23 protein-coding genes and 1 tRNA gene are annotated in these 21,009 nt (G+C 63.1%); 17 read left to right on the forward strand and 7 right to left on the reverse strand.

Features of this window, described 5'->3' with window-relative positions; all coding sequences use genetic code 11:
• On the forward strand, positions 1-1,725 hold the full coding sequence (locus tag MHAR_RS06290; protein WP_014586776.1) for an ABC transporter ATP-binding protein: 1,725 nt from the start codon (positions 1-3) through the stop codon (positions 1,723-1,725).
• A 47-nt stretch (positions 1,726-1,772) separates the two neighbouring features.
• Here MHAR_RS06290 and MHAR_RS06295 read toward each other — a convergent pair whose 3' ends face one another.
• The gene (locus tag MHAR_RS06295; protein ID WP_048144445.1) at positions 1,773-2,117 is read right to left on the reverse strand and encodes a hypothetical protein; all 345 of its coding nucleotides are present in this window, start codon (positions 2,115-2,117) and stop codon (positions 1,773-1,775) included.
• Positions 2,118-2,199: 82 nt separating this feature from the next.
• On the opposite strand from MHAR_RS06295, the gene MHAR_RS06300 reads away from it, so the two are divergent.
• From MHAR_RS06300 to glgP, 4 genes are all read left to right on the forward strand, one after another.
• The gene (locus MHAR_RS06300; protein ID WP_048144446.1) at positions 2,200-2,556 is read left to right on the forward strand and encodes a hypothetical protein; all 357 of its coding nucleotides are present in this window, start codon (positions 2,200-2,202) and stop codon (positions 2,554-2,556) included.
• Between the two features lie 21 nt (positions 2,557-2,577).
• Positions 2,578-4,344 carry a SagB/ThcOx family dehydrogenase gene (locus tag MHAR_RS06305; protein WP_014586778.1) on the forward strand — a complete coding sequence of 589 codons (1,767 nt, stop codon included), beginning with the start codon at positions 2,578-2,580 and terminating at the stop codon, positions 4,342-4,344.
• Positions 4,345-4,506: 162 nt separating this feature from the next.
• Complete coding sequence (locus MHAR_RS12470; protein ID WP_014586779.1) at positions 4,507-5,019, forward strand: rhodanese-like domain-containing protein; 513 nt, start codon at positions 4,507-4,509, stop codon at positions 5,017-5,019.
• Positions 5,020-5,268: 249 nt separating this feature from the next.
• Positions 5,269-7,440 carry an alpha-glucan family phosphorylase gene (glgP, locus tag MHAR_RS06315; protein WP_014586780.1) on the forward strand — a complete coding sequence of 724 codons (2,172 nt, stop codon included), beginning with the start codon at positions 5,269-5,271 and terminating at the stop codon, positions 7,438-7,440.
• 53 nt (positions 7,441-7,493) lie between these two features.
• Here the strand turns inward: glgP and thsA are convergent, their stop codons facing one another.
• A complete protein-coding gene (gene thsA, locus MHAR_RS06320) occupies positions 7,494-9,134 on the reverse strand; it encodes a thermosome subunit alpha (protein ID WP_014586781.1) in 1,641 nt (546 codons plus the stop codon).
• A 222-nt stretch (positions 9,135-9,356) separates the two neighbouring features.
• Between thsA and MHAR_RS06325 the strand changes: the two genes are divergently transcribed.
• The 6 genes from MHAR_RS06325 (at position 9,357) to MHAR_RS06350 (ending at position 13,292) form a co-directional block, all read left to right on the forward strand.
• Entirely contained in the window at positions 9,357-9,818 is a 462-nt protein-coding gene (locus MHAR_RS06325) for a transcription elongation factor Spt5 (protein WP_048144447.1), read from the forward strand.
• A 5-nt stretch (positions 9,819-9,823) separates the two neighbouring features.
• Positions 9,824-10,294 (forward strand): 50S ribosomal protein L11, encoded by a 471-nt coding sequence (locus tag MHAR_RS06330; RefSeq protein ID WP_048144885.1) that lies wholly within the window; start codon positions 9,824-9,826, stop codon positions 10,292-10,294.
• Between the two features lie 94 nt (positions 10,295-10,388).
• Positions 10,389-11,027, forward strand: a complete 639-nt coding sequence (locus tag MHAR_RS06335) for a 50S ribosomal protein L1 (protein ID WP_014586784.1) — start codon at positions 10,389-10,391, stop codon at positions 11,025-11,027.
• Position 11,028: 1 nt separating this feature from the next.
• Positions 11,029-12,009 carry a 50S ribosomal protein L10 gene (locus tag MHAR_RS06340; protein ID WP_014586785.1) on the forward strand — a complete coding sequence of 327 codons (981 nt, stop codon included), beginning with the start codon at positions 11,029-11,031 and terminating at the stop codon, positions 12,007-12,009.
• Positions 12,010-12,032: 23 nt separating this feature from the next.
• Positions 12,033-12,338 (forward strand): 50S ribosomal protein P1, encoded by a 306-nt coding sequence (gene rpl12p / locus MHAR_RS06345; RefSeq protein WP_014586786.1) that lies wholly within the window; start codon positions 12,033-12,035, stop codon positions 12,336-12,338.
• A 171-nt stretch (positions 12,339-12,509) separates the two neighbouring features.
• Entirely contained in the window at positions 12,510-13,292 is a 783-nt protein-coding gene (locus MHAR_RS06350; RefSeq protein ID WP_143763320.1) for a cache domain-containing protein, read from the forward strand.
• 129 nt (positions 13,293-13,421) lie between these two features.
• On the opposite strand, the gene MHAR_RS06355 is transcribed toward MHAR_RS06350, so the two are convergent.
• Positions 13,422-13,694, reverse strand: a complete 273-nt coding sequence (locus MHAR_RS06355) for a non-histone chromosomal MC1 family protein (protein WP_014586788.1) — start codon at positions 13,692-13,694, stop codon at positions 13,422-13,424.
• Positions 13,695-13,934: 240 nt separating this feature from the next.
• Here MHAR_RS06355 and MHAR_RS06360 point away from each other — a divergent pair, with 240 nt between their 5' ends.
• From MHAR_RS06360 to MHAR_RS12475, 4 genes are all read left to right on the forward strand, one after another.
• Positions 13,935-14,477 (forward strand): adenylyl-sulfate kinase, encoded by a 543-nt coding sequence (locus tag MHAR_RS06360; protein ID WP_048144449.1) that lies wholly within the window; start codon positions 13,935-13,937, stop codon positions 14,475-14,477.
• Between the two features lie 88 nt (positions 14,478-14,565).
• On the forward strand, positions 14,566-15,720 hold the full coding sequence (locus MHAR_RS06365; protein WP_143763321.1) for a glyceraldehyde-3-phosphate dehydrogenase: 1,155 nt from the start codon (positions 14,566-14,568) through the stop codon (positions 15,718-15,720).
• 13 nt (positions 15,721-15,733) lie between these two features.
• Positions 15,734-16,792 carry a tRNA-intron lyase gene (gene endA / locus MHAR_RS06370; RefSeq protein ID WP_014586791.1) on the forward strand — a complete coding sequence of 353 codons (1,059 nt, stop codon included), beginning with the start codon at positions 15,734-15,736 and terminating at the stop codon, positions 16,790-16,792.
• A gap of 8 nt (positions 16,793-16,800) precedes the next feature.
• A complete protein-coding gene (locus MHAR_RS12475; RefSeq protein ID WP_014586792.1) occupies positions 16,801-17,283 on the forward strand; it encodes a tetratricopeptide repeat protein in 483 nt (160 codons plus the stop codon).
• A gap of 141 nt (positions 17,284-17,424) precedes the next feature.
• Here the strand turns inward: MHAR_RS12475 and MHAR_RS06380 are convergent.
• The 4 genes from MHAR_RS06380 to MHAR_RS06390 all read right to left on the reverse strand — a co-directional run bounded on the left by MHAR_RS06380 (position 17,425) and on the right by MHAR_RS06390 (position 18,660).
• Positions 17,425-17,496: transfer RNA gene (locus MHAR_RS06380), tRNA-Ala, on the reverse strand.
• 26 nt (positions 17,497-17,522) lie between these two features.
• Positions 17,523-17,789, reverse strand: a complete 267-nt coding sequence (locus MHAR_RS06385; protein ID WP_014586793.1) for an elongation factor 1-beta — start codon at positions 17,787-17,789, stop codon at positions 17,523-17,525.
• A gap of 9 nt (positions 17,790-17,798) precedes the next feature.
• Positions 17,799-17,966, reverse strand: coding sequence for an HVO_2753 family zinc finger protein (locus tag MHAR_RS12895; RefSeq protein WP_081472291.1), 168 nt, complete (start codon positions 17,964-17,966; stop codon positions 17,799-17,801).
• Between the two features lie 10 nt (positions 17,967-17,976).
• Positions 17,977-18,660 (reverse strand): amino acid kinase family protein, encoded by a 684-nt coding sequence (locus tag MHAR_RS06390; protein ID WP_014586794.1) that lies wholly within the window; start codon positions 18,658-18,660, stop codon positions 17,977-17,979.
• A 323-nt stretch (positions 18,661-18,983) separates the two neighbouring features.
• Here MHAR_RS06390 and MHAR_RS06395 point away from each other — a divergent pair, with 323 nt between their 5' ends.
• Together MHAR_RS06395 and MHAR_RS06400 are read left to right on the forward strand one after the other, a co-directional pair.
• Positions 18,984-19,259, forward strand: coding sequence for an NUDIX domain-containing protein (locus MHAR_RS06395; RefSeq protein WP_014586795.1), 276 nt, complete (start codon positions 18,984-18,986; stop codon positions 19,257-19,259).
• A gap of 28 nt (positions 19,260-19,287) precedes the next feature.
• A complete protein-coding gene (locus MHAR_RS06400) occupies positions 19,288-20,985 on the forward strand; it encodes a glutamate--tRNA ligase (protein ID WP_014586796.1) in 1,698 nt (565 codons plus the stop codon).
• Positions 20,986-21,009 lie beyond the last annotated feature (24 nt).

The following is a 21,009-nucleotide window of genomic DNA, read 5'->3' on the forward strand; positions in this document are numbered from 1 at the left end:
ATGCTCAAGATCCAAGATTTGAAGGTCTCTTACGACGGTGATCTGATCCTGGCGGGGGTCGACCTCGACCTCCTCCGGGGCGACTCCCTCGCCATCATCGGCGAGTCAGGGGCGGGGAAGACGACCCTGGGGCTCGCCCTCATGGGCCTTTTGGAGGGGAAGGTCTCGGGGAGGATCCTCCTGGACGGGAAGGATCTCGTCCCCCTCGACGAGGTAGCCCGCCGGAGGATCCGGGGCAAGGAGATGGCCATGGTCTTCCAGAACGTCGAGGACGCCTTAAACCCCATCATGACCGTCTCCGACCAGGTGGGGGAGGCGATATACGTCCATCGAGAGAGGGCCGATCCCGGAGAGGTCGAGGGCCGGGTGAGCCGTCTCTTCAGGGCCGTGGGGCTGGGCGAGGCGAAGGGCCGATCCTACCCTCACCAGCTGAGCGGGGGGGAGAAGCAGAGGGCCCTCATCGCCATGGCTCTCGCAAACGACCCTCAGGTCCTGATCCTCGACGAGCCGACGGCCTCCCTCGACGCCGTCACCAAGGCCGAGATCACCCGCCTCCTTAAAGAGAGGATGGAGGATAAGATCGCCGTCGTCATAACCCACGACATCTCCACCGCCGCGAGGCTGACGGATAAGATGGCGGTCCTCTACGCCGGCCGGATCGTCGAGCTCGGCGATACCCAGGACCTTCTGGGCTCCCCCCGCCACCCCTACACCCGGGGGCTGATCAGGTCCTCCCCCAACATGACCACCACAAAAGACCTTCAGGGGATCCCGGGGAGGATGGTCCACGGCGTACCCGGCTGCCCCTTCAGCGATCGGTGCACCCAGAGGATAGAGATCTGCTCAGAGGTGGTCCCCCCCCTGGTGGAGGCGGACGGGCGGCAGATCGCCTGCCACCGGGGCGGGATCGTCCCCCTCCTGGAGATCTCGGGGGCGGTGACCAGGTTCGGGGGCCTGGCGGCCGTCGACGGCGTCGACCTCACCCTCTATGAGGGGGAGACGATCGCCCTCGTCGGCGAGAGCGGCTCGGGGAAGACGACTCTGGCGAAGACCGTCATCGGCCTCTTCGACCTCGCCGAGGGGGTGGTCCGGCTGGAGGGGGAGCCCCTCCTCCGGAGGGGGCGGGATTTCTATCAGAAGGTCCAGATGATATACCAGAACCCGAAGGAGTCGATCAGCCACAGGATGACGGTCCTCGAGGCGGTCACCGAGCCCCTCCTCGTCCAGAAGGTCGGAGGCGCCGCGGAGAGGATGAAGATCGCCAAAAAGGTCCTGGAGGAGGTGGAGCTCCCCTCCAACGACGCCTTCCTGAAGAAGTACCCTCACCAGATCAGCGGCGGCGAGGGGCAGAGGGTGGCGATCGCAAGAGCCCTCGTCCTCAACCCCAAGCTCCTCATAGCCGATGAGCCGACCTCGGCCCTCGACCCCTCCGTCCAGGCGAAGATCCTGAAGCTCCTCCTCAACATCCAGGAGGAGAGGGGCCTCGCCATCCTCTTCATAACCCACGACATAGCCCTGGCGAGGAAGGTCTCCGACAGGTTGGCGGTGATGCTGGGAGGGAAGATCGTCGAGGAGGGGCCGGCAGGCGAGGTGACGACGGCGCCCGTCCACCCCTACACCCGAAAACTTCTGGAGGCGGCTCCGGACCTCGACGAGAGGGGCTGGGGGGTCAGCCCCCCCTGGACCCTCCCGGAGGAGATTCCGATCCGGGCAAGGGAGCTATGATGGCGGGATCGGCGGCCGGGCTTTCGGCGTGACCCTCGATCCGGATCTCACGGTTCCTCTTCGATCTCGCCGAGGAGCCGCTCCATGATGACGGAGGCGGTCTTGCAGAGAAAATCGTCCGTCCTCCCCACCGCCGCCTCGCCGGCGAGCCTCCCGGTCACCATCTCCTCCAGGATCCCGTCGCACTCATTTCTGATATCGATAATCTCCTGGGAGGGGTCGAGGCTCCTCAGGCACTCGGAGAGGTCCAGGAGCTGGTCTACCTTCAGGTCCACCGCCCGCTCGACCCAGTCCTCTCCCTCCTCCGCCTCCCGCCCCCCCCGGAGCCTCCGGATCTCGGCGAGGAAGGGGTCGGAGTCATCCCCTGGTGAATCTGCCCTGGAGTTGGACATCTTTTCAGCTTCCGACGTGCTTCTGCTGGATGGATGGAGCTCTTCGGCTAAAACCCTTCTGCAGAAGATGGTTCGGCCGACATTGGGACTGGCCGGCGACCTGGGAGACGATGGCGTCCCAGGAGGCCGGACGGATACCGCCATCAATCCCTCCGCCGTCGGTTCCATCCCGTCGGATCTCGAGCCGGCGGAGCCGCCCTTCCGCGATGGGATAGGAGAGACCGCGGTGAGCGAAGGGTGCCGGGATGAGAGGAAGAGGTATGCCTGGCCCGCCAAGCCCGCCGGCCTCAACCTCGAGAGGATCGCGGAGCTGGAGGCCATCGAGCCGCCCCTCCGGGCGGGTCCGCCGGGTTCGTCGTGGAGGATCTTGCTCGGTTCGCCGACGAGGGCGAGGGGGGTTATCCCGGCGGATGGGTATATGGATATATCGAATGGATGAAAGAAGTGGATAGAAGGTTTGATGGAGGAACCAGTCCCATCACCCGACCCTGCCGCCCGACACGCCCAGGAGGATCTCGAATTGTCCGAAGAGCTCGAATTCGTTCTCGCCTACCACCAGGCGACAAAGCACAGCTTCACCCGGATGGCCCCGGGGCCGATGACGATGGACTGGGCAAACGAGCCCGCCCCCTTTCGGCGCTATCGGGGCGCGGAGCTTGTGGAGCTGGCCCGGCCCGAGCCCTCTCCCGACGAGGAGCCGGACTACGACCTCGCCCTCACCGAGGGGAGCGTCCCGCCCCGGCTTTTGAACTTTGAGACCGTCTCCCAGCTCCTCTTCGACTCCCTCGCCATTTCGGCCTGGAGGCGGGCCGGGGCTGGCGGCGCGGCCTGGGCGCTCCGGGTCAATCCCTCCAGCGGGAACCTCCACCCGACCGAGGGCTACCTCATCTCGGGGCCGGTGCCGGGGCTCTTCGACTTCCCGACCGTCGCCCACTACACCCCCCGGGAGCACGGCCTGGAGGTGAGGTCCCGGTTCTCGGAGGAGGCCTGGCGCGAGACGAGGTTGCCGGAGGGGACGGTCCTCGTCGGCCTAAACTCGATACCCTGGCGGGAGGCCTGGAAGTACGGCGAAAGGGCCTTCCGCTACCTTCATCTCAACGTCGGCCACGCCCTGGCAGCCTTGAGCATCGCCTCGGCGGCCCTGGGGTGGAGAGCGACCCTCCTCGACGGCGTCGGGACCGACGACCTGGCCCTCCTGCTGGGAGTGGCAGGCTCCAGCGGCGCCGAGGGGAGGGATCGGTCCCCGGGGGATGAGGGGGATGGAGAGGGCGAGACCGAGGCTGAGATCGAGGCCGAGATCCCCGACTGCCTCGTCGCGATCCATCCTCAGGTCGGCGGCTCCGGCCCGGATTTGTCAGACTTCGCCCTCCCGGAGAGGGTCCTGGCCGAGTTCGGGGAGGTGGAGTGGCTGGGCAGGCCGGACCGGCTCAGCAGGGGCCACGTCCACTGGCCCCTCCTCGCCGAAATGGCGAGGTCTACAGCAAAACCTCGGGGGGAGCTCGACCGGATGGAGCTGAAGGAGAATGGAACGCCGCCCGGGATCGCTTATCCGTCATCTTCCTTGCGCAATCTGATCCGAGAGCGGAGGAGCGCCATCGTCATGGACCCCGCCTCCGCCATGACCAGGGACGACCTATTCAGAGCCCTGGCCCGGACTCTGCCGGGACGAAGAAGGTTCCCCACCAACCTCCTCTCGTGGAGGCCCCAGGTACACCTCGCTATCTTCGTCCACCGGGTCCTGGGGCTCGATCGGGGGCTGTACTTTCTCGTCCGAAACCCCGACCACGAAGATCTCCTCCAGTCAGCCGCCAGGGAGAGCTTCGACTGGGAGAGGCCAAAAGGATCGCCTCCGGGATTCTACATGCTGGAAGGGGGCGACTTCCGCGACCTGTCTAGGGCCCTCTCCTGCGGCCAGAAGATCGCCTCCGACGGCTGCTTCTCCCTCGCCATGATCGCCAGGCTCCGGCCTTGCCTGGAGGAGCTCGGCCCCTGGTTCTACTGCCGGCTCCTCTGGGAATGTGGAATCGTCGGCCAGACCCTCTACCTGGAGGCGGAGGCCGCAGGGCTGAGGGGGTGCGGCATAGGCTGCTACTTCGACGACCCCCTCTCCTCCGCCCTGGGCCTCTCGGGGACGGAGCTTGCGCCCCTCTACTCCTTCGCCGCTGGAAGAGAGGTGCCTTTATCGAGGATTGAGACTTACCCAGCATATCCGATCCCGGACCGGTGACCGATCCTATTGAAAGTAAATCTATTTTGCATCTCCAGAATATCAGGGTTGGTCGAATCAATTGCATAAGATTAAATTTTAATTTTCGACGAATCATTTAATTCAATATGTCCGCAAACGATATATACCATTATAATAAAATATATACTCAGGTGGTACCGCATGAAGAACGAAACTCTGTTTCTTTTAGTCCTCCTGGGACTATTTGTGGCGGCATTCTCGGTTCAGGCTGGAGACGAGGATGGAGAGATGGCCGAGGTCGAAGAAATGGCTGAAACCGATGAGGCGGCAGAAGTCGACTACATGGCGGAGGCCGACGCCTTCTTTATGAGCCTCCCTGAGAACAACCTCCTCCTGATGGAGATGCAAGACCTTATTGACGCCGTCGACGCCGGTGACGAGAGCATCGTGATCGTGGATGTGAGGCCCGCCGCAGGCTATGACTCGGGTCACATACCAGCCTCGATCAACGTACCCTTCCCGGAGTTGATTCCAAATATGGATATGGTCCCGGAAGACAAGACCATCGCTGTTGTATGTACATTTGACACCAACTCTGCCTTTGCGGTAGCGGCTATGAGAATATTCGGCGACCGGGACGCGTGGGTAGTGGTAGGTGGAATTCCGGCATGGCTCGACGCTGGAAGGGAGCTCGTCCCCACTGAAGGGATGTAGATCTCAGTTTCTCAGCTTCGGTTGACGAAGAAAGACGGTGCTTGGGCTCGGGTGAACCATCGCCCGCCCATACCTATTTCGCGGCTCATCTTCTTCCCCGGTATTTTTTTGTCATGACCGAACTTTCAGGCCTGATCCGAGACTCCAAAGCGGTCGGGAGCCCTTCTCCTTGTTCTCTCCATGGTGGTGGAAAAGGTAAAATCATCCTAGGCCCATGGTAAGCGAGACCGGTGATGGGAAGGAGAGATCATGCACTATAGACCAAGAGACAAATTTCCGAACTTGCCGGCGAGGATCGCCAAGCTCGGCGACCTCGCTTATAACCTCTGGTGGACCTGGCACCCCGAGGGGAGGGAGCTGTTCATGATGCTGGGCGGCAGGGCCGCCTGGAGCCGAAACGGCCACAACCCCGTCAAGATGATGCATGAGCTGGACGACGGGGTTCTGAGGCTCGCCTCCCTCGACCCCCGTTTTTTGAGGTATTACGACGCCGTCATGGCGAGGTTTGAGGGGGACATGGACCCCACCAGCGGCTGGTTCTGTAACAACATAGGAGATCCCAAAGATAAGACGATAGCCTACTTCTCCGCTGAGTACGGCCTCCACCACGCCCTTCCCGTCTACGCCGGAGGCCTCGGGTTTCTCGCCGGCGACTACCTGAAGGAGTGCAGCGACCTGGGGGTACCCGCCGTCGGGGTCGGGTTCATGTACCCGGAGGGGTACCTCCTCCAGAGGATCACCCCCGACGGATGGCAGGCTGGGGCCTGCGAGAAGCTCGACCGAGAGAACGCCCCGATCCGGAGGCTCCGGGACGACGACGGCGAGCCCCTCCTGGTGGAGATACCCCTCCTGGACGGCGAGATCTTCGTCGAGGTCTGGAAGGTCCAGGTGGGAAGGACCGACCTCTACCTGATGGACACCGCCGTCGACGCCAACGACCCCTGGAACCGGACCGTCTCGGACCGGCTCTACACCGGCGACTCCGAGCAGAGGCTGAGGCAGGAGATCGTCCTGGGGATCGGCGGTGTGACGGTCCTGAGGGCGCTGGGGATAGACCCCGCCGTCCTCCACCTGAACGAGGGCCATCCGGCCTTCGCCATCCTGGAGCGGATCCGGGAGGGGGTCGAGAGGGGGATGAGCCTCGACGAGGCGGCCGAGGTGGTTAGGAGGTCGACGGTCTTCACCACCCACACCCCCGTCCCCGCAGGCCACGATAAGTTCCCCCTCTCTCTCATGGAAAAGTACTTCGGCTCGTACCTCGGTCGGCTGGGGATGAGCCGGGACGACTTCTTCCGGCTGGGCTTCGATCCCGGAGACCCCGCCAGCGGCTTCAACATGACCGCCTTCGCCCTGAGGATGTGCCACCACCGAAACTGCGTCAGCAGACGTCACCTGGAGGTGACGAAGGATATGTGGCACCACCTCTGGCCCGACCACTCCACAGAGGACGTACCGATAGATCACGTCACCAACGGCATCCACGTCCCCAGCTGGATCGACCGGCGGCTCGGCAACATCACCTTCAACCGGTACCTCGGCCGCGACTGGCTCGAAAAGCACGACAACCCCCTCATATGGGAGCTTCTCGACGAGATCCCCGACGACGTCCTCTGGGCGGACCACCTCAGGATGAAGCGATCCCTGATAAACAAGATAAAGGACCGGGCGAGGGATAAGTGGAGGGATCCCGAGTCCGAGTCCAGGACTATCATGGCCTTCGGAACCCTCCTCGACCCCACGACCCTGACCCTGGGCTTCGCCCGGAGGTTCGCCTCCTACAAGAGGGCGACTCTCCTCCTCAGAAACCCCGAACGGCTCCGGAGGATCCTCACAGACCCCCAGAGGCCGGTCCAGATCATCTTCGCGGGGAAGGCCCACCCCGACGACCAGCAGTCGAAGCTCCTCCTCCAGCAGGTATTCAACGCCGCCGCCGACAAGGGCTTCGAGGGGAGGATCGCCTTCGTAGAGGACTACGACCAGTACCTCGCCCAGTACCTCGTCCACGGCGTCGACGTCTGGGTTAACAACCCCCGGCCCCCCATGGAGGCCTCGGGGACGAGCGGCATGAAGGCCGCCCTAAACGGCGTACCCCAGCTCAGCGTCTTCGACGGCTGGTGGGTCGAGGGCTACAACGGCAAGAACGGGTGGGGCTTCGAGGGGGGTGAGGGTCCGAGCGAGGATCTCAGGGACGATCGGGATGCGGAGACGATCTACCAGATCCTCGAAGAGGAGGTGATCCCCCTATACTACCGGGTGGACGACAAGGGCGTCCCCCGGGGATGGGTCGGGGTGATGAAGGAGGCGATAAAGGTCACCGGACCCCAGTTCACCTCACGGAGGATGGTGAAGGAGTACACCGAGAAGTTTTACAGGCCTGCCATCGAGGAGGCTTATGAGACCAGAGCCTGCAGGGGGCTCTGAGGCTCATTTTTTAAAACAGACGGCTTATAAAAAATGGTGATTTAGGGAGGGGATCAGAAGTCCTCTCCCATGTCGCCCATGCCGCCCATGCCGCCGGGCATCCCGCCTTCGCCGCCGGGGCCGCCGGACTTGGAGGCGATGACGTCGTCGATCCTGAGGATCATGACGGCGGATTCGGCGGCGGAGTTGATCGCCTGGGTCTTGACCCTCATCGGCTCAACTACGCCCTTCTCCTGCATGTCGGAGGGCTTGCCGGTCTCCATGTCGAGGCCCGCGGTCTTGACCCCCTTCTCGTGGCTGCTCCGGAGGGCGACGAGGGTGTCGATCTGGTCGAAGCCGGCGTTCTCGGCGAGGGTCTTGGGTATGATCTCCAGGGCCTCGGCGAAGGCCTCGATGGCGAGCTGCTCCCGGCCGCCTACGGTGGCCGCGTACTCTCTCAGCCTGAGGGCCAGCTCGATCTCGGGGGCGCCGCCGCCGGGCATCAGCAGGGAGTCTTCCAGGGCCACCCCTACGACCCTGAGGGCGTCCTCCATGGCCCGGTCCAGCTCGTCGACGACGTGCTCGGTCCCGCCCCGGAGGATGATCGATACCGACTTGGGGTTCTCGCACTCCACGACGAAGGTCATGTCGTCGCCGGCGATCTTCTTCTCCTCGACGAGGCCAGCGCGGCCGAGCTCGCTCTCCGCGAGGTCGTGGATGCTGGTGACGATCCTGCCGCCGGTGGCTCGGGCGAGCTTCTCCATGTCGCTCTTCTTGATCCTCCGGATGGTGTAGACTCCGGCCTTGGCCAGGAAGTGCTGGGCGAGGTCGTCGATCCCCTTCTGGCAGAAGACGACGTTGGCCCCGGTGCTGACGATCTTGTTGACCATATCCTTCAGCATCGTCTCTTCCTGGTCCAGGAAGGCCTGGAGCTGGTCGGGGGAGGTGATCTCGATCTTCGCGTCGACCTCGGTCTTCTCGATCTCGATCGCAGTGTTCAGGAGGGCGATCTTGGCGTCCTTCACCTTCTTGGGCATGTTGGGGTGGAGCCTCTCCTTGTCGATGACCATGCCGTAGACGAGCTGAGAGTCGGTGATCCCGCCGCCGACCTTCTTCTCGACGGTGATGTTATCGACGTCCACGGTCCCGTCCTCGTCGACGATCGCCTTGACGGCCTTTACGGAGAGCTCCGCCAGCTCGTTTCGAGCGACGCCAGAGCCCTTCCCGGTCATGGCGGTGATGGCGATCTTCTTCAGAAGCTCGTCGTCGTTGGGGGAGACTTTGATCGCCATCTCCTTCAGGATGTCCATCGCCCTCTCGGCGGCGGCCCGGTATCCTGCGGCGATGACGGTGGGGTGAATCTCCTGGTCGAGGAGCTCTTCCGCCTTCTTGAGGAGCTCTCCCGCCAGGACCACGGCGGTGGTGGTGCCGTCGCCGACCTCGTCGTCCTGGGTCTTGGCGATCTCGACCATCATCTTCGCCGCCGGGTGCTCGATGTCCATCTCCTTGAGGATGGTGACGCCATCGTTGGTTATGACCACGTCGCCGAGGGTGTCGACGAGCATCTTGTCCATCCCCTTGGGGCCGAGGGTGGTCCTGACGGCGGTGGCCACGGCCTTGGCGGCCATGATGTTCGACTTCTGGGCCTCACGGCCGGCAGTCCTCTGACTGCCCTCTCTCAGTATGAGTACAGGGGTTCCCCCTAGTCCTGCCATCTTTTTTCTTCCTCCAGTTGATCTGATGGCTTGCGAGGTGTTTAAACTTCTATATGAACCTTTCGGGATTCCGGCCCCCGGGGTAGGCGGTACAATGGTGGCGGGGGCGGCCTCGTCGCGGCGGCCCTCCCCCCGCCTCCTCGGATTCGATAACGAGCATTCGGCTGTATCGGTGCTGGCTGAAAACCTATATATAGCCGGTTCGACTGTCATTTCGTCAGAATGGCCGAGACCAGCATATTCGTAGTTAAGACCACAGCAAATCAGGAACGGTCCGTGGCAAACCTCATCGCCCAGCTGGCGCGGAAGGAGAAGTACGACATTACAGCGCTTCTGGTTCCGGACGTCCTGAAGGGCTACGTCCTCGTGGAGGCGAAGGCCCCGGAGATCGTCGAGGAGGCGATCCAGGGGGTACCCCACGCCCGCTCTGTCATAAAGGGAGCCTCCAGCTTCGGAGAGGTGGAGCACTTTCTGACGCCCAAGCCCGCGGTGGTCGGGATCAACGAAGGCGCCATTGTGGAGCTGATCTCGGGACCTTTCAAGGGCGAGATGGCGAGGGTCAAGAGGGTGGACATCGGGAAGGAGGAGATCACTGTAGAGCTCTTCGAGGCGATGGTCCCCATCCCCATAACTGTCAGGGGCGACCACGTCCGCGTCCTCAGCAAAGATGAGATTCAGAGGTGAAGTTCTTGGCCAGTTTTGTTGAAGTATTGGTCCCCGGTGGAAAGGCCAGCGCAGGACCACCCCTGGGACCCGCCCTGGGACCTCTAGGGGTCAACGTGGCAGATGTGGTGAAGAAGATAAATGAGGCTACGGCGGATTTGAACGGGATGCAGGTCCCGGTCAAGGTTACGGTGAGGAGCAGGACGGATTACCAGGTGGAAGTGGGAACCCCTCCGACCTCGGCCTTGGTCCTCAAAGAGGTGGGGCTGGAGAAGGGATCCGGCAACGCTCTCCAGATCGTCGGCAACCTGACCATGGAACAGGTGGTCAAGGTCGCAGGGATCAAAAGGAAGAACCTGCTTTCCGTCTCCATGAAGAGCGCCGCGAAGGAGGTCATCGGGACCTGCGGGAGCATGGGCATCACCGTAGAGGGTATGCCCCGGAAGGAGGCCCAGGCGGCGGTTGACGAGGGAAGGTTCGACGAGATCCTCGCATAGACGAAAAGTTATTATAGAGGATTGCAGACGGAATCTGGACTCTCTTTTTGAGATGCCGTAGTAGACTGCAAGTCGCGGACTACGGAGGATTGAGATGAACAAGACGATAGAAGACGCCGTCAGAAAGGCGATCTCCGAGGCCCCCGAGAGGAGGTTCAGTGAGAGCGTCGATCTGGCGATCAACCTGCACAATATCGACATGAGCCAGCCGGCCAACCGGGTGGACGAGGAGATCATCCTCCCCCACGGCCGGGGCAGATCTGCCAAGGTCGCGGTCTTCGCCAGCGGCGAGACCGCCCTTATGGCTCAGCGGGCTGGGGCGGATCTGGTGATATCTCCAGACGAGCTCGGTGAGCTGGGCGACGACAAGAAGCGGGCGCGGAAGATCGCCGATGAGTACACCTACTTCATCGCCGAGACGAGCCTGATGCCGACGATCGGCAAAAAGCTGGGCCCCATCCTGGGAAAGAGGGGGAAGATGCCCCTGCCCCTGCCCCCTAACGTGGACATCACGCCCATAATCAAGAGGCAGAGGAACCTGGTGAGGGTCAGATCCCGGGACCGGCTCACCTTCCACATGGCCGTCGGCTCCAGGGAGATGGAAGTCCAGAAGATCGCAGAGAACGTGGAGGCGGTCACGACCAAGCTCGAGCAGGCTCTCAAGGACGGAAAGCAGAACCTGAAGTCCGTATACGTAAAGACTACCATGGGTCCAGCGATAAAGGTGATCTGAAATGTCCGTCCAGGTACGCCATACAGAGCACGTCCCGAAGTGGAAGATCGAAGAGGTCGAGGAGCTGGTCGAGAGGATAAACAGCACCCAAGTCGTGGGCCTGGTGGGCCTCGCGGAGATCCCGGCAAAGCAGCTCCAGGATCTGCGGTCGGAGCTGAGGGATGTGGCCACCATAAAGATGGTCAGGAACAACATCGCCCGCCGGGCGATAGAGAAGTGCTCCGAGAAGGTCTTCCCCCTGGCCGACGGGATAGACCGTCAGACGGCGTTCATATTCACCGACGTAAACCCCTTCAGGCTCTGTAAGATGCTGGAGGAGAAGAAGCAGCCGATGCCGATAAAGGCCGGCGGCAAGGCCCCCAAAGACATCGTCATCGAGAAGGGTGAGACCTCCTTCTCCCCCGGCCCCATGGTGGGGAAGCTCCAGGCGGCTGGCATCCCCGCCGCCATAAAGAGCGGCAAGGTGGTCATCAACGAGACGAAGGTGGTCGTCGAAGAGGGCGAGACGGTATCGGCCCAGCTCGCAGAAGTTCTCTCGCTGATGGAGATATTCCCGAGGAAGGTGGGGCTTGAGCTTCTGGCCGTCTACGAGGGAGGCCTAGTCTATAAGGCGGTAGATCTCACCATCGACGTCGATAGCATCCTCTCTCAGATGAGCACCGCATCATCCCAGGCCCTGGGCCTCGCCCTGGAGATAGGGTATGCGACGCCGACTACGATCGCTCCCCTCCTCCAGAGGGCTGCCTCTAAGGCCAGGAATCTGGTCCTGGAGTGCGCCATCCCCGTTCCCGGCATGATGGAGGCCCTCCTGGCGAGGGCGGCTGCCGATGCGTCAGTCCTGACGAACCTGGTCGAAGGCGGGCCGGCGGAGGCGCCGGCCGCTGGAGCCCCGGCGGAGAAGGAAGAGGAGAAGGCCGAAGAGGCCGAGAAGGAAGAGAATGAAGAGGCCGGACTTGGCGGACTTTCTGCCCTGTTTGGTTGATCGGAACGAAGAGGTGGATAAAGATGGAATACGTATATGCAGCATTATTGCTTCACAGCTCTGGTAAAGACGTGTCCGAAGAGGGCATAAAGACGATACTCGGCGCCGCAGGCGTCGCCGCCGACGAGGTAAGGATCAAGGCCCTCGTCTCCGCCCTCGAGGGCGTAGACATCGAGGACGTCCTCTCCAAGGCCCCCAGCGTCGCCGTGGCTGCCGCGCCCGCCGCGGCCGCCCCCGCAGCCGCCCCCGCAGCCGCCGAGGAGGCGGAGGAAGATAAGGAAGAGGCTGAGGAGAGCGGTATCGAGGGCCTCGGAGCCCTCTTCGGCTGAGCCCTCTCTCCTTCTCTTTTTTTTCATCCGGCTCCTTGGGGCCGATCTTCAGCCCTGGCGCCCCCTCGGAGGGGAAGGGTATATCCTTTCGGAGGAGATGGCCTTCCGTAATCTGGTGATGCTATGATGCCATCGAAGAATAGGACTTTCATGGGTATATCCTCTGAGAAGATGCGGAAGTTATCTGGAGTCGGGATGGTCTTGGCCCTCCTCCTCCCCGCCGCCATCGCCGGGGGGGAGCCGGTCTGGAACCTCGTCCTGGCGGCCGAGGCCGTCGGCGGGGAGCTTCTGGAGATCGACAGGGCCCTCCTGGGGGCGAGCCTCGCCCTCTCCGAGACGGGGATTGTGGGGGAGGAGGCCCGAAGGGTTCTGGAGGAGCTTGGTGGAGTCGGACCCTGGGTCGTCGACTGCATAACCATCGACCTCAACGGCACGATCCTGGAGGTGGCGCCGGAGGAGTACAGGTATGTGGTGGGCGAGAGGATAGACGACCAGGAGCATATCCAGGAGCTATTGGCCACCCGGCGGCCCGCGGGGCTCGCTTACATTATCTCCGTCGAGGGGATCCCCGCCATGGACTTCGCGTCGCCGGTCTTCGATGAGGATGGCAGGTTGATGGGGGCGGTGACGGTCCTCGTCAACGCGACGGAGCTCTTCGGCGAGGCCCTCGCCCCCCACCAGCCCGAAGGCCACGCCAAGATCTGGGCGATGCTCCCCGACGGGACGATAGTCTATGATGTAGACGGAGAGCAGATCGGTAGGAACACCTTCACTGACCCCCTCTTCGCCGAGTTCACCGAGCTTCTGGAGGTGGCCCGAAAGGTGGAGGTGGAGAGGTCGGGGACCGGAAAGTACGAGATATCCGGGACGGTGAGGGAGGTCCTATGGACCACCGTCGACCATCAGGGGAGGGAGGTGAGGCTCCTCCTCAGCCTCGACGCAGACGAGGCCTGAGGAGATGGATGATAATCGAGCCGAATCGCCTAAAAAAGTGAGCTGCACCGCCGGCCTGGACGGCCAATTTGGAGGATAAGATGGCGGCGGGCGGTCTACCGCCTGCCGCCCCCTGGAGGGACGAGATCCTCAGATCTGGTCCAGCTTCTCTATCCCCACCTTCTTGACGTTCGGCTTCCAGATCTCCTTGGGCATCCAGTCGGGGGCGTTGGAGGGCTTCACCACCAGCTTCCTCTCGCCCTTGAAGAGGTGGACCTTCTTTGTGCCCCTCTCCCGCAGCCTAATGTCGGTATATCCGCGGTTTGCAGCCTTCAAAGCCGCCTGTCTCGGCTGTTTTCCCGTGAAAACGCCGATCTCGGTCCCATCAGCGTCCCTCAACGCGAAGTTTCTTTTATTGGTCATATTTTTATACCTCTGATTATCCCTATGCAGAGATGGATATGTCCCGTTGCATCTCTATATATCGAGAACACTTATATTAATCTTTTGTTCGATCGAATATTTTCTTCGAAGTATTTGCCTTCTGAGGACGATCCTCTGGGGTCTGATGGACCGATATCGGCTCCGGAACGCGACCATCCCCTCAAACTTGTTGGAACCCGGGGGAATGATATTTATTCGCGGGGGGGCGTCTCCTCCTCCATGTCCTGGGTCATCTGGTTCACGGGGCTTCCCGGTTGCGGAAAGACCACCCTTGCCCGGGGGGTCAAGGCCAGGCTCGAAGGGCGGGGGATCAGGGTGAAGGTCCTGGAGCTGGACGAGATCCGCCGGGTCATCACCCCCGAGCCGACTTACACCGATCTCGAGAGGGAGGTGGTCTACGCCAGCCTCGCCTACATGGCCAAGCTCCTCTCGGAGGCGGGGACGAACGTCATCGTCGATGCTACCGCCAACCGCAGGAGGTACCGGGACCTGGCGCGGATGTTAGTCCCCACTTTCGCGGAGGTTTACGTCAAGGCCTCCCTCCCCGCCTGCATCGAGCGGGAGCGGGGGCGGAAGGCGGTCTACTCCCCCAGGGGGATCTACGCGAAGGCGGTGGATGATGGGGCGACGGTACCGGGGGTGAACGTCGCCTACGAGGAGCCGAAGAGCCCCGAGGTGGTGGTGGACGCCGAGGGTCTGGACCCCGATCAGAACGCGGATAAGGTCGTAGCCTGGATCATGGAGACCTTCGAGGGTTCTTGAAGGCCTCCCCCGGCAGGAGATCGAAGAGGGAGCTCAGCAGGAAAGGTTATATCGGGACACTTCTTTCATCAACCCAGGAGGAATGAGATTGAAATCCAATGCAGGCTTCGTCGGATTCGACGGGACGGAGAATAAGCGAACCGTGCTCGCCCTGGACGCGGTCAAGAAGGCCGCCGGGATCGGGGGAGATCTGAACGTCCTCCTCCGCCAGCCCCACGGCAGGGCTAAGAGCATCCTCAGCAAGCTGATCAGGATCTGTGACGTCAAAGCCTACGTCTCCGACGACGCCGATGGGGCGAAGTGGGAGAGGGCGGGCTTCTCGGTCCAGGGAGGATACGCCGACTTCTTCGAGGACTCCGACTTCATCATGATCGGGACCCCAGGGGATCAGGAGACGCCCTACGCCGAGGCGGGTCTCGCCGCCGGCTGCACCGTATCCCTCATGGGAGGTGCCCACCGGGATAAGATAATGGCGGCTCTCCGGGAGAAAGGCGTCGAGATCTCCGGCGACCTCGAGGCGGACTTCAAGAGGGAGTTCTTCTTCGGCCTTGAGAACTATGAGGCCTTCTCTAAGGCGAAGCCGAGGCTGATCCAGTGCACCAGCTGCAACACCACGGGGATCTGCAGGGCATCCCTCGCTGCCCGCCCCCTCGGCCTCAAGATGGTCCTCGGCAACATCGATCGAAGGCACGGCGACCCCCACACCGTCGTCCGGGCATCCCCCTCCGCCGTCTCCATCGGCAAGGGCGTCGGCCACCAGGGGACGGACGCGGGGACGGTCTTCGAGGAGGTCTCCTACAGCATCAGGGCTTCCAAGATCCCGACGACGGTCCCCCACACCAGCTTCCTCGAGTTCGTCTTCGAGGGCGACGTCGCTCCCGAAGACTTCGTAGAGAGCCTCGCGAAGACGAGGGAGGTCGTGGTGATCCCCTACAAGGACGAGGGAGGAAAGAAGCACGAGTGGACGAGCGAGATCATGGAGGCCTTCCTCTCCGGGTTCGAGCGGCCCATCAGCCCCGAGATCTTCGAGCTCCTCGTCTCCGACACCATAATCCCCGTCAAGCTCGGCGACTACACCATCCTCCAGACGGTCTTGATGGTCGAGCAGATGTCCATCGCCGTCCCCAACCACGTCGAGTCCTACCTCCTCAGCGTCGGGTATCCGGCAGAGAAGGTCCACAGCACCGTAGACGAGGCCCTTTCATGCGTCCACGGCGTCTGGCCTGACAGCCTCTCCACCTGAGACCGAACAGATCATGGCCGAAGACCCCATCCTGGGCGAGCTGTCGGGGGATAAGGTCCTCCTGGGCGGAGCGGCGACGGGGGAGCTCTACGAGCAGGGGAGCTTCGGGAGGCCCGTCCCCGGGGGCCTCCACCTCTCCCTGGTGGAGGCAGCCTACCTTCTGGACCGGGGTCGGATATCCGTCCGCGTCGGCGGAGAGGATCTCGACTTCCAGTCCTTCTTTGAGGCGGCGACGGCCCTGGAGGCGGGCTTTGAGTTCCGGTACGTCGTCTACAAGGACCTCCGGGAGAGGGGCTACTACGTCCAGCCGGGGGTCACCGACTTCCGGGTCTACCCCCGGGGGGGGAAGCCCGGGAAGACCCCCGCCGAGTTCTACGTCCACGTCGTATCGGAGAGGGAGCCCGTCCCCCTCAAAGAGCTGGTGGAGCCGGCAAAGATCGCAAGGCAGATGAGAAAGAGGCTGATGCTGGCGGTCGTCGACGAGGAGAGCGACATAACCTTCTACGAGGCGAAGGATAGGGATCTGAAGGGCGAGATGGAGGTCGAGGCCCCGGGCGGCACCGCCACCCTCCTGGAGGATCGGGTGATGCTCTGGGACCCCGAGGCCTCCGAGGCCCTCCACGAGGGGGGGTTCTACGGCAAGCCCGTGGGCGGGAGGCTCCAGCTCTCCCTGGTGGAGTCGGCGTACCTCCTGGAGAAGGGGGTCCTCAGGATCGTCGATCGGTCTGGAGCCCCCCTCACCCCCGAGGAGTTTTCGAGGCGGTCTAGGCTCGTCGAGGAGGAGTTCGATATGAAGAGGCTTGTCTATCGGGACCTCAGGGACCGGAGGCTGGTGGTGAAGACCGGGTTCAAGTTCGGAAGCCACTTCCGGGTCTATAAGAGGGTGGAGGGTTCAAAGAAGGTCCCCCACTCCGAGTACCTCGTCCACTCCGTCCCCGAGGGGCACATATTCCACCTCCCCGTCGTCTCCCGGGCCGTCAGGCTCGCCCATAGCGTCCGAAAGCAGATGGTCTTCGCCCGCCAGGAGGGGGACGAGGTGAAGTACCTGGAGATCAGGCGGCTGAAACCCTGATCCCCGGGATGACCCGAGGCATCATCGGCCTCGGTCGCCTTTTTTCATCCTTTTCGTTCCTCCTCCGGTCGAAGGACGGCCGGGACCGGAAGGTAAACCTCGAAGATCTGATCCTGGAGGGGGACTCACACCTCCGCGAGGGGAACCTCGATCTCGCCCTGAGGGCCTACTTGAGGGCTACAGAGAAGGACCCAGGCAACGCCGCGGCGAAGAGGGCGGCCCGGGTCTACGGGATGATGGGCCGGTACATGGAGGCCATCGCCTCCATCGACCGGGCGGCAGCGATCGATCCTGCCGATGCTGGCCCCTGGATGGGCCGGGGCTTCCTCCTCCTCCGCCTGGAGAGGCGGCGCGACGCCCTCGAATGCTTCGAGCGGGCGGCAGCCCTCGACCCTGAAGATCGGTACGCCCGCTACCTCATCGCCGAGACGGCGGAGGAGATGAGGAGGGCAAACCCGGCGGATGGCCTCGCTCATCGACGGAATAGATAGGAAGGGCCATACCAAGGCGGCAGCCTGTACCGACAAAACCGCCGATACCAAGGGGCGACGTATACCAACGGCCCGGTGTATACCAACGGGACCGACCGAGGGGGACGGCCAATACCGATATCGAAGAGAATAGGAGCCTTATGGACTCGGCGGGATTCGAACCCGCGGCCTCTACCTTGCGAAGGTAGCGATCTACCCCTGATCTACGAGCCCCATCAAAACGGCGAAGAGGGAGGTTTTCAGAGGAGTCCGACCTCTTCCACCTCTACCGACTGGACCCCGTCGACGCCGGCCACCGCCGCCTCCAGCCCCTCAGTCCCGGTGACCCCCTCTGCCAGGATCACGGCGACCATCAGGGCCTTCAGGCCGAAGGCTATCGGCACCTCGGCGAAGCCGTGGAGCCTCGCCCCCTCCGGAAGGGCGGCCTTGATTCCTGCCTTCATCTTCTCCATATCGGCGTCGGCGCCCTCGGGCATCACCTTAAGCTTGGCAGCAACTTCCCCCATCCTCTCACCTCACGGACCCAAAAACCCGCAGCTTGGACAGGTGTAGGGGTTGCTCTGCTTTCTGCACTTGTTGCACCTAATAATTATCTCCCCACAGTTGGGGCAGGGGAACCTGGCGCCACCCGGCCCGATCAGCGTCACTCCGCATGACATACATCTCTCTGATTTTTCCGTCATGTTCCTCTCTCTACCTGCTTTGATCGATCCCAGGGTATAAACTTTCCCTTACGTCAGGACCGCTCCGACCAACACCTCTCCCTCTTATAAGGGTTCCGCCCTCTCCCGCCATCAACTTCGCGATGAACCGGTCCGGGTCCGTGCCGTTCAGGACGAGGCAGCTCCTCCCAGACTCCATCAAAATCCGAAGGGATCCCTGGTCGATGCAGGTCTCGGTCCCGATGAGCTCCTCCGCCAGGACCTCGTCGGCGAGCCGGCCGTGAAGGAAGATCCCGTCGACGTCCGTCGCCTTGACCAGATCGACCTTGAGCCTGCTGGCCACCAGGGCGGCGACGGCGTCGGAGGTGTAATCCCAGCTTTTGCGGAGCTCCCGGTCGTCCTCCAGCAGGGGCCGGTAGGGGAGGAGGACCCAGACCCCCGAGGCGGGCCTGGATATCTCTGCGGTGAGGGCGGCGCCGGTCCCGTCCGCCAGAAGCCGGCCGTACTCCTCCATCGCCAGTATCGCCATCCAGTGGGCCGTCTCCTCCGATAAATGGTATTCATCGTAGAGCCCCCTCACCAGGTCGGCCATGGCCCCTCCCCCGGGCACGATGAGGAAGGGCTCGCCATCCCCCGATAGGGCTCCAAGCCCCCTGACGATATCTCTGGAGACGGAGATCAGGCTTCCGCCGATCTTGATGACGCAGAAGTTCATGGGCACCTCAAGGCCCCACCATGTATATCTCTAGTGGGGATTTGTCTGGAGAAGGTGAAGAGAAGGGCGCAAAAGCCGATATTGGATGTAGGGTAAAGGAGGGAGACTAAATTCCATCGACTTTTGCCAATCCAGCCTACGTCATTTGTCGAATATAAATCTTTCGGTAGGCCACTGCCTTTAAGTGTATAAATACGTTCTGGTCCCCATGGAGACGCCATTGCTGGCGGTGGACGCCCTCATCCTCTACGCCGATGGGATCGTCCTGATCAGGAGGGAGAACCCCCCCATACCAGGGGTTCTACGCCCTCCCCGGGGGCTTCGTGGAGCCGGGCGAGACCGTCGAGGAGGCGGTCCGGCGGGAGGCGAGGGAGGAGACGGGGCTGGATATCCTCCTCATAAAGCTGGTGGGGGTCTACTCCAGCCCCGATCGGGACCCCCGGGGGCACGTCGTCTCCGTCTCTTACCTCGCCTGGGGGCGGGGGGAGCTCGCGGCCGGCTCCGACGCGACCTCTGCAGAGGTCTTCCCCCTCGAAGCGCTCCCGCCCCTCGCCTTCGACCACGCCCTGATCGTCAGAGACGGTCTGGAGAAGCTTTAAGATCTGCGGGTGCAGGAGGGGGTCTTGCATGGCCGACGATATCAGGGAGATCATAGAGAAGTACGCCCTTCAGAACGCAGTGAAGTACAGGGCTATGCCCCAGGCGGGCGCGGTGATGGGAAAGCTGATGGGCGAGCACCCCGAGCTCCGGGGGAGGGCGAAGGAGGTGGCGCCCACGGTCGCCTCGGTCCTCTCGGAGGTGGCGGGGACTGGCCCCCAGGAGTGGGAGGCGAGGCTCGCCGAGATCGCGCCCGAGCTTCTGGCGGAGCTGGGGGCGAGGAAGGACCCGGAGAAGGGGCTCTCTTCCCTGGAGGGCGCAGAGGGGGGGGTCGTCATGAGGTTCGCCCCCAACCCCAACGGACCGCCTACTATCGGCTCAGCCCGGGGGATCATCATCAACTCCGAGTACGTCAGAAGGTACGGCGGAAGGTTCCTCCTCCGTTTCGACGACACCGACCCCGTCAACAAGAGGCCGATGCTGGAGGCCTACGGCTGGTACCTGGAGGACTGCCGGTGGCTCGGCGCCGTCCCCGACGAGGTGGTTGTCGCTAGCGACCGGCTCCCTCTCTACTACGAGGTGGCAGAGGAGCTGATCCGCAATGGAGGCGCCTACGTCTGCCGGTGCGAACAGGCGGCCTTCAAGGCTCTGAAGGACGCGGCGGCGGCGTGCCCTCACCGGAGCCAGAGCCCCCAGGAGAACATCTCCCTATGGCGGGAGATGATCGAAGGCCCCCTCGGACCGGGGGAGGCGGTCCTGAGGGTGAAGACGGAGATCGCCCACAAGGACCCCGCCCTCCGGGACTGGGCCGCCTTTCGGATCGTCACCGCCGACCATCCCCGGGCGGGGCATAAGTACCGGGTCTGGCCCCTCCTCGACTTCGAGTCGGCCGTCGAGGACCACCTTCTGGGGGTGACCCACATCCTCCGGGGAAAGGACCTGATGGACAGCGAGCGGAGGCAAAAGTACCTCTACGACCACATGGGATGGAAGTACCCGACGACGATCCACTGGGGGAGGATCAAGATCCACCAGTTCGGCTCCTTCAGCACCTCGGCTCTCCGGCGGGCCCTGGAGGCGGGGGAGTACTCGGGCTGGGACGACGCCCGGATGCCGACGGTCCGGGCCCTCCGGCGGCGGGGGATCCGCGCAGAAGCGCTCAGGAAGTTCATGATCGAGCTCGGGGTCGGGGAGACGGATATCAGCATCAGCATGGACTCGGTCTATGCCGAGAACCGGAAGATCATCGACCCATCAGCCCGGAGGCGGTTCTTCGTCAAGGACCCCGTACCGCTGGAGATTGATGGCGAGGTCCCCGAGGTGGCGACCGCCCCCTTCCACCCGACCCTGGACCTGGGCCTTCGCGAGATCCCCGCAGGGGCGAAGCTCCTCGTCTCCGCCGACGACCTCCCCGACCTGAAAGTGGGGGGAAAGCTCCGGCTCAAAGACCTCTGCAACCTTGAGTTCATCGCCACCGATCCCCTCCGGGCCCGCGTCATAGGGACCGACCCCCACCAGGCGAAGGAGATGAAGCTTCGGATCATCCACTGGGCCCCCCCCGACGGCGTCCCCGTCCGGGTGATGCGCCCCGACGACGTCGACGCCGGAATAGGCGAGGTAGGCATTCGGGAGGACGATGGAAAGGTCGTCCAGTTCGAGAGGTACGGCTTCGTCCGGATCGACTCCGTCTCGGAGGACGGGGTAGTCGCGTACTTCGCTCACCGGTGAGGTTTCCGGAGATTTGAGGACGAG

It is taken from the genome of Methanothrix harundinacea 6Ac (assembly GCF_000235565.1).
GTDB classification, from domain to species: domain Archaea; phylum Halobacteriota; class Methanosarcinia; order Methanotrichales; family Methanotrichaceae; genus Methanocrinis; species Methanocrinis harundinaceus.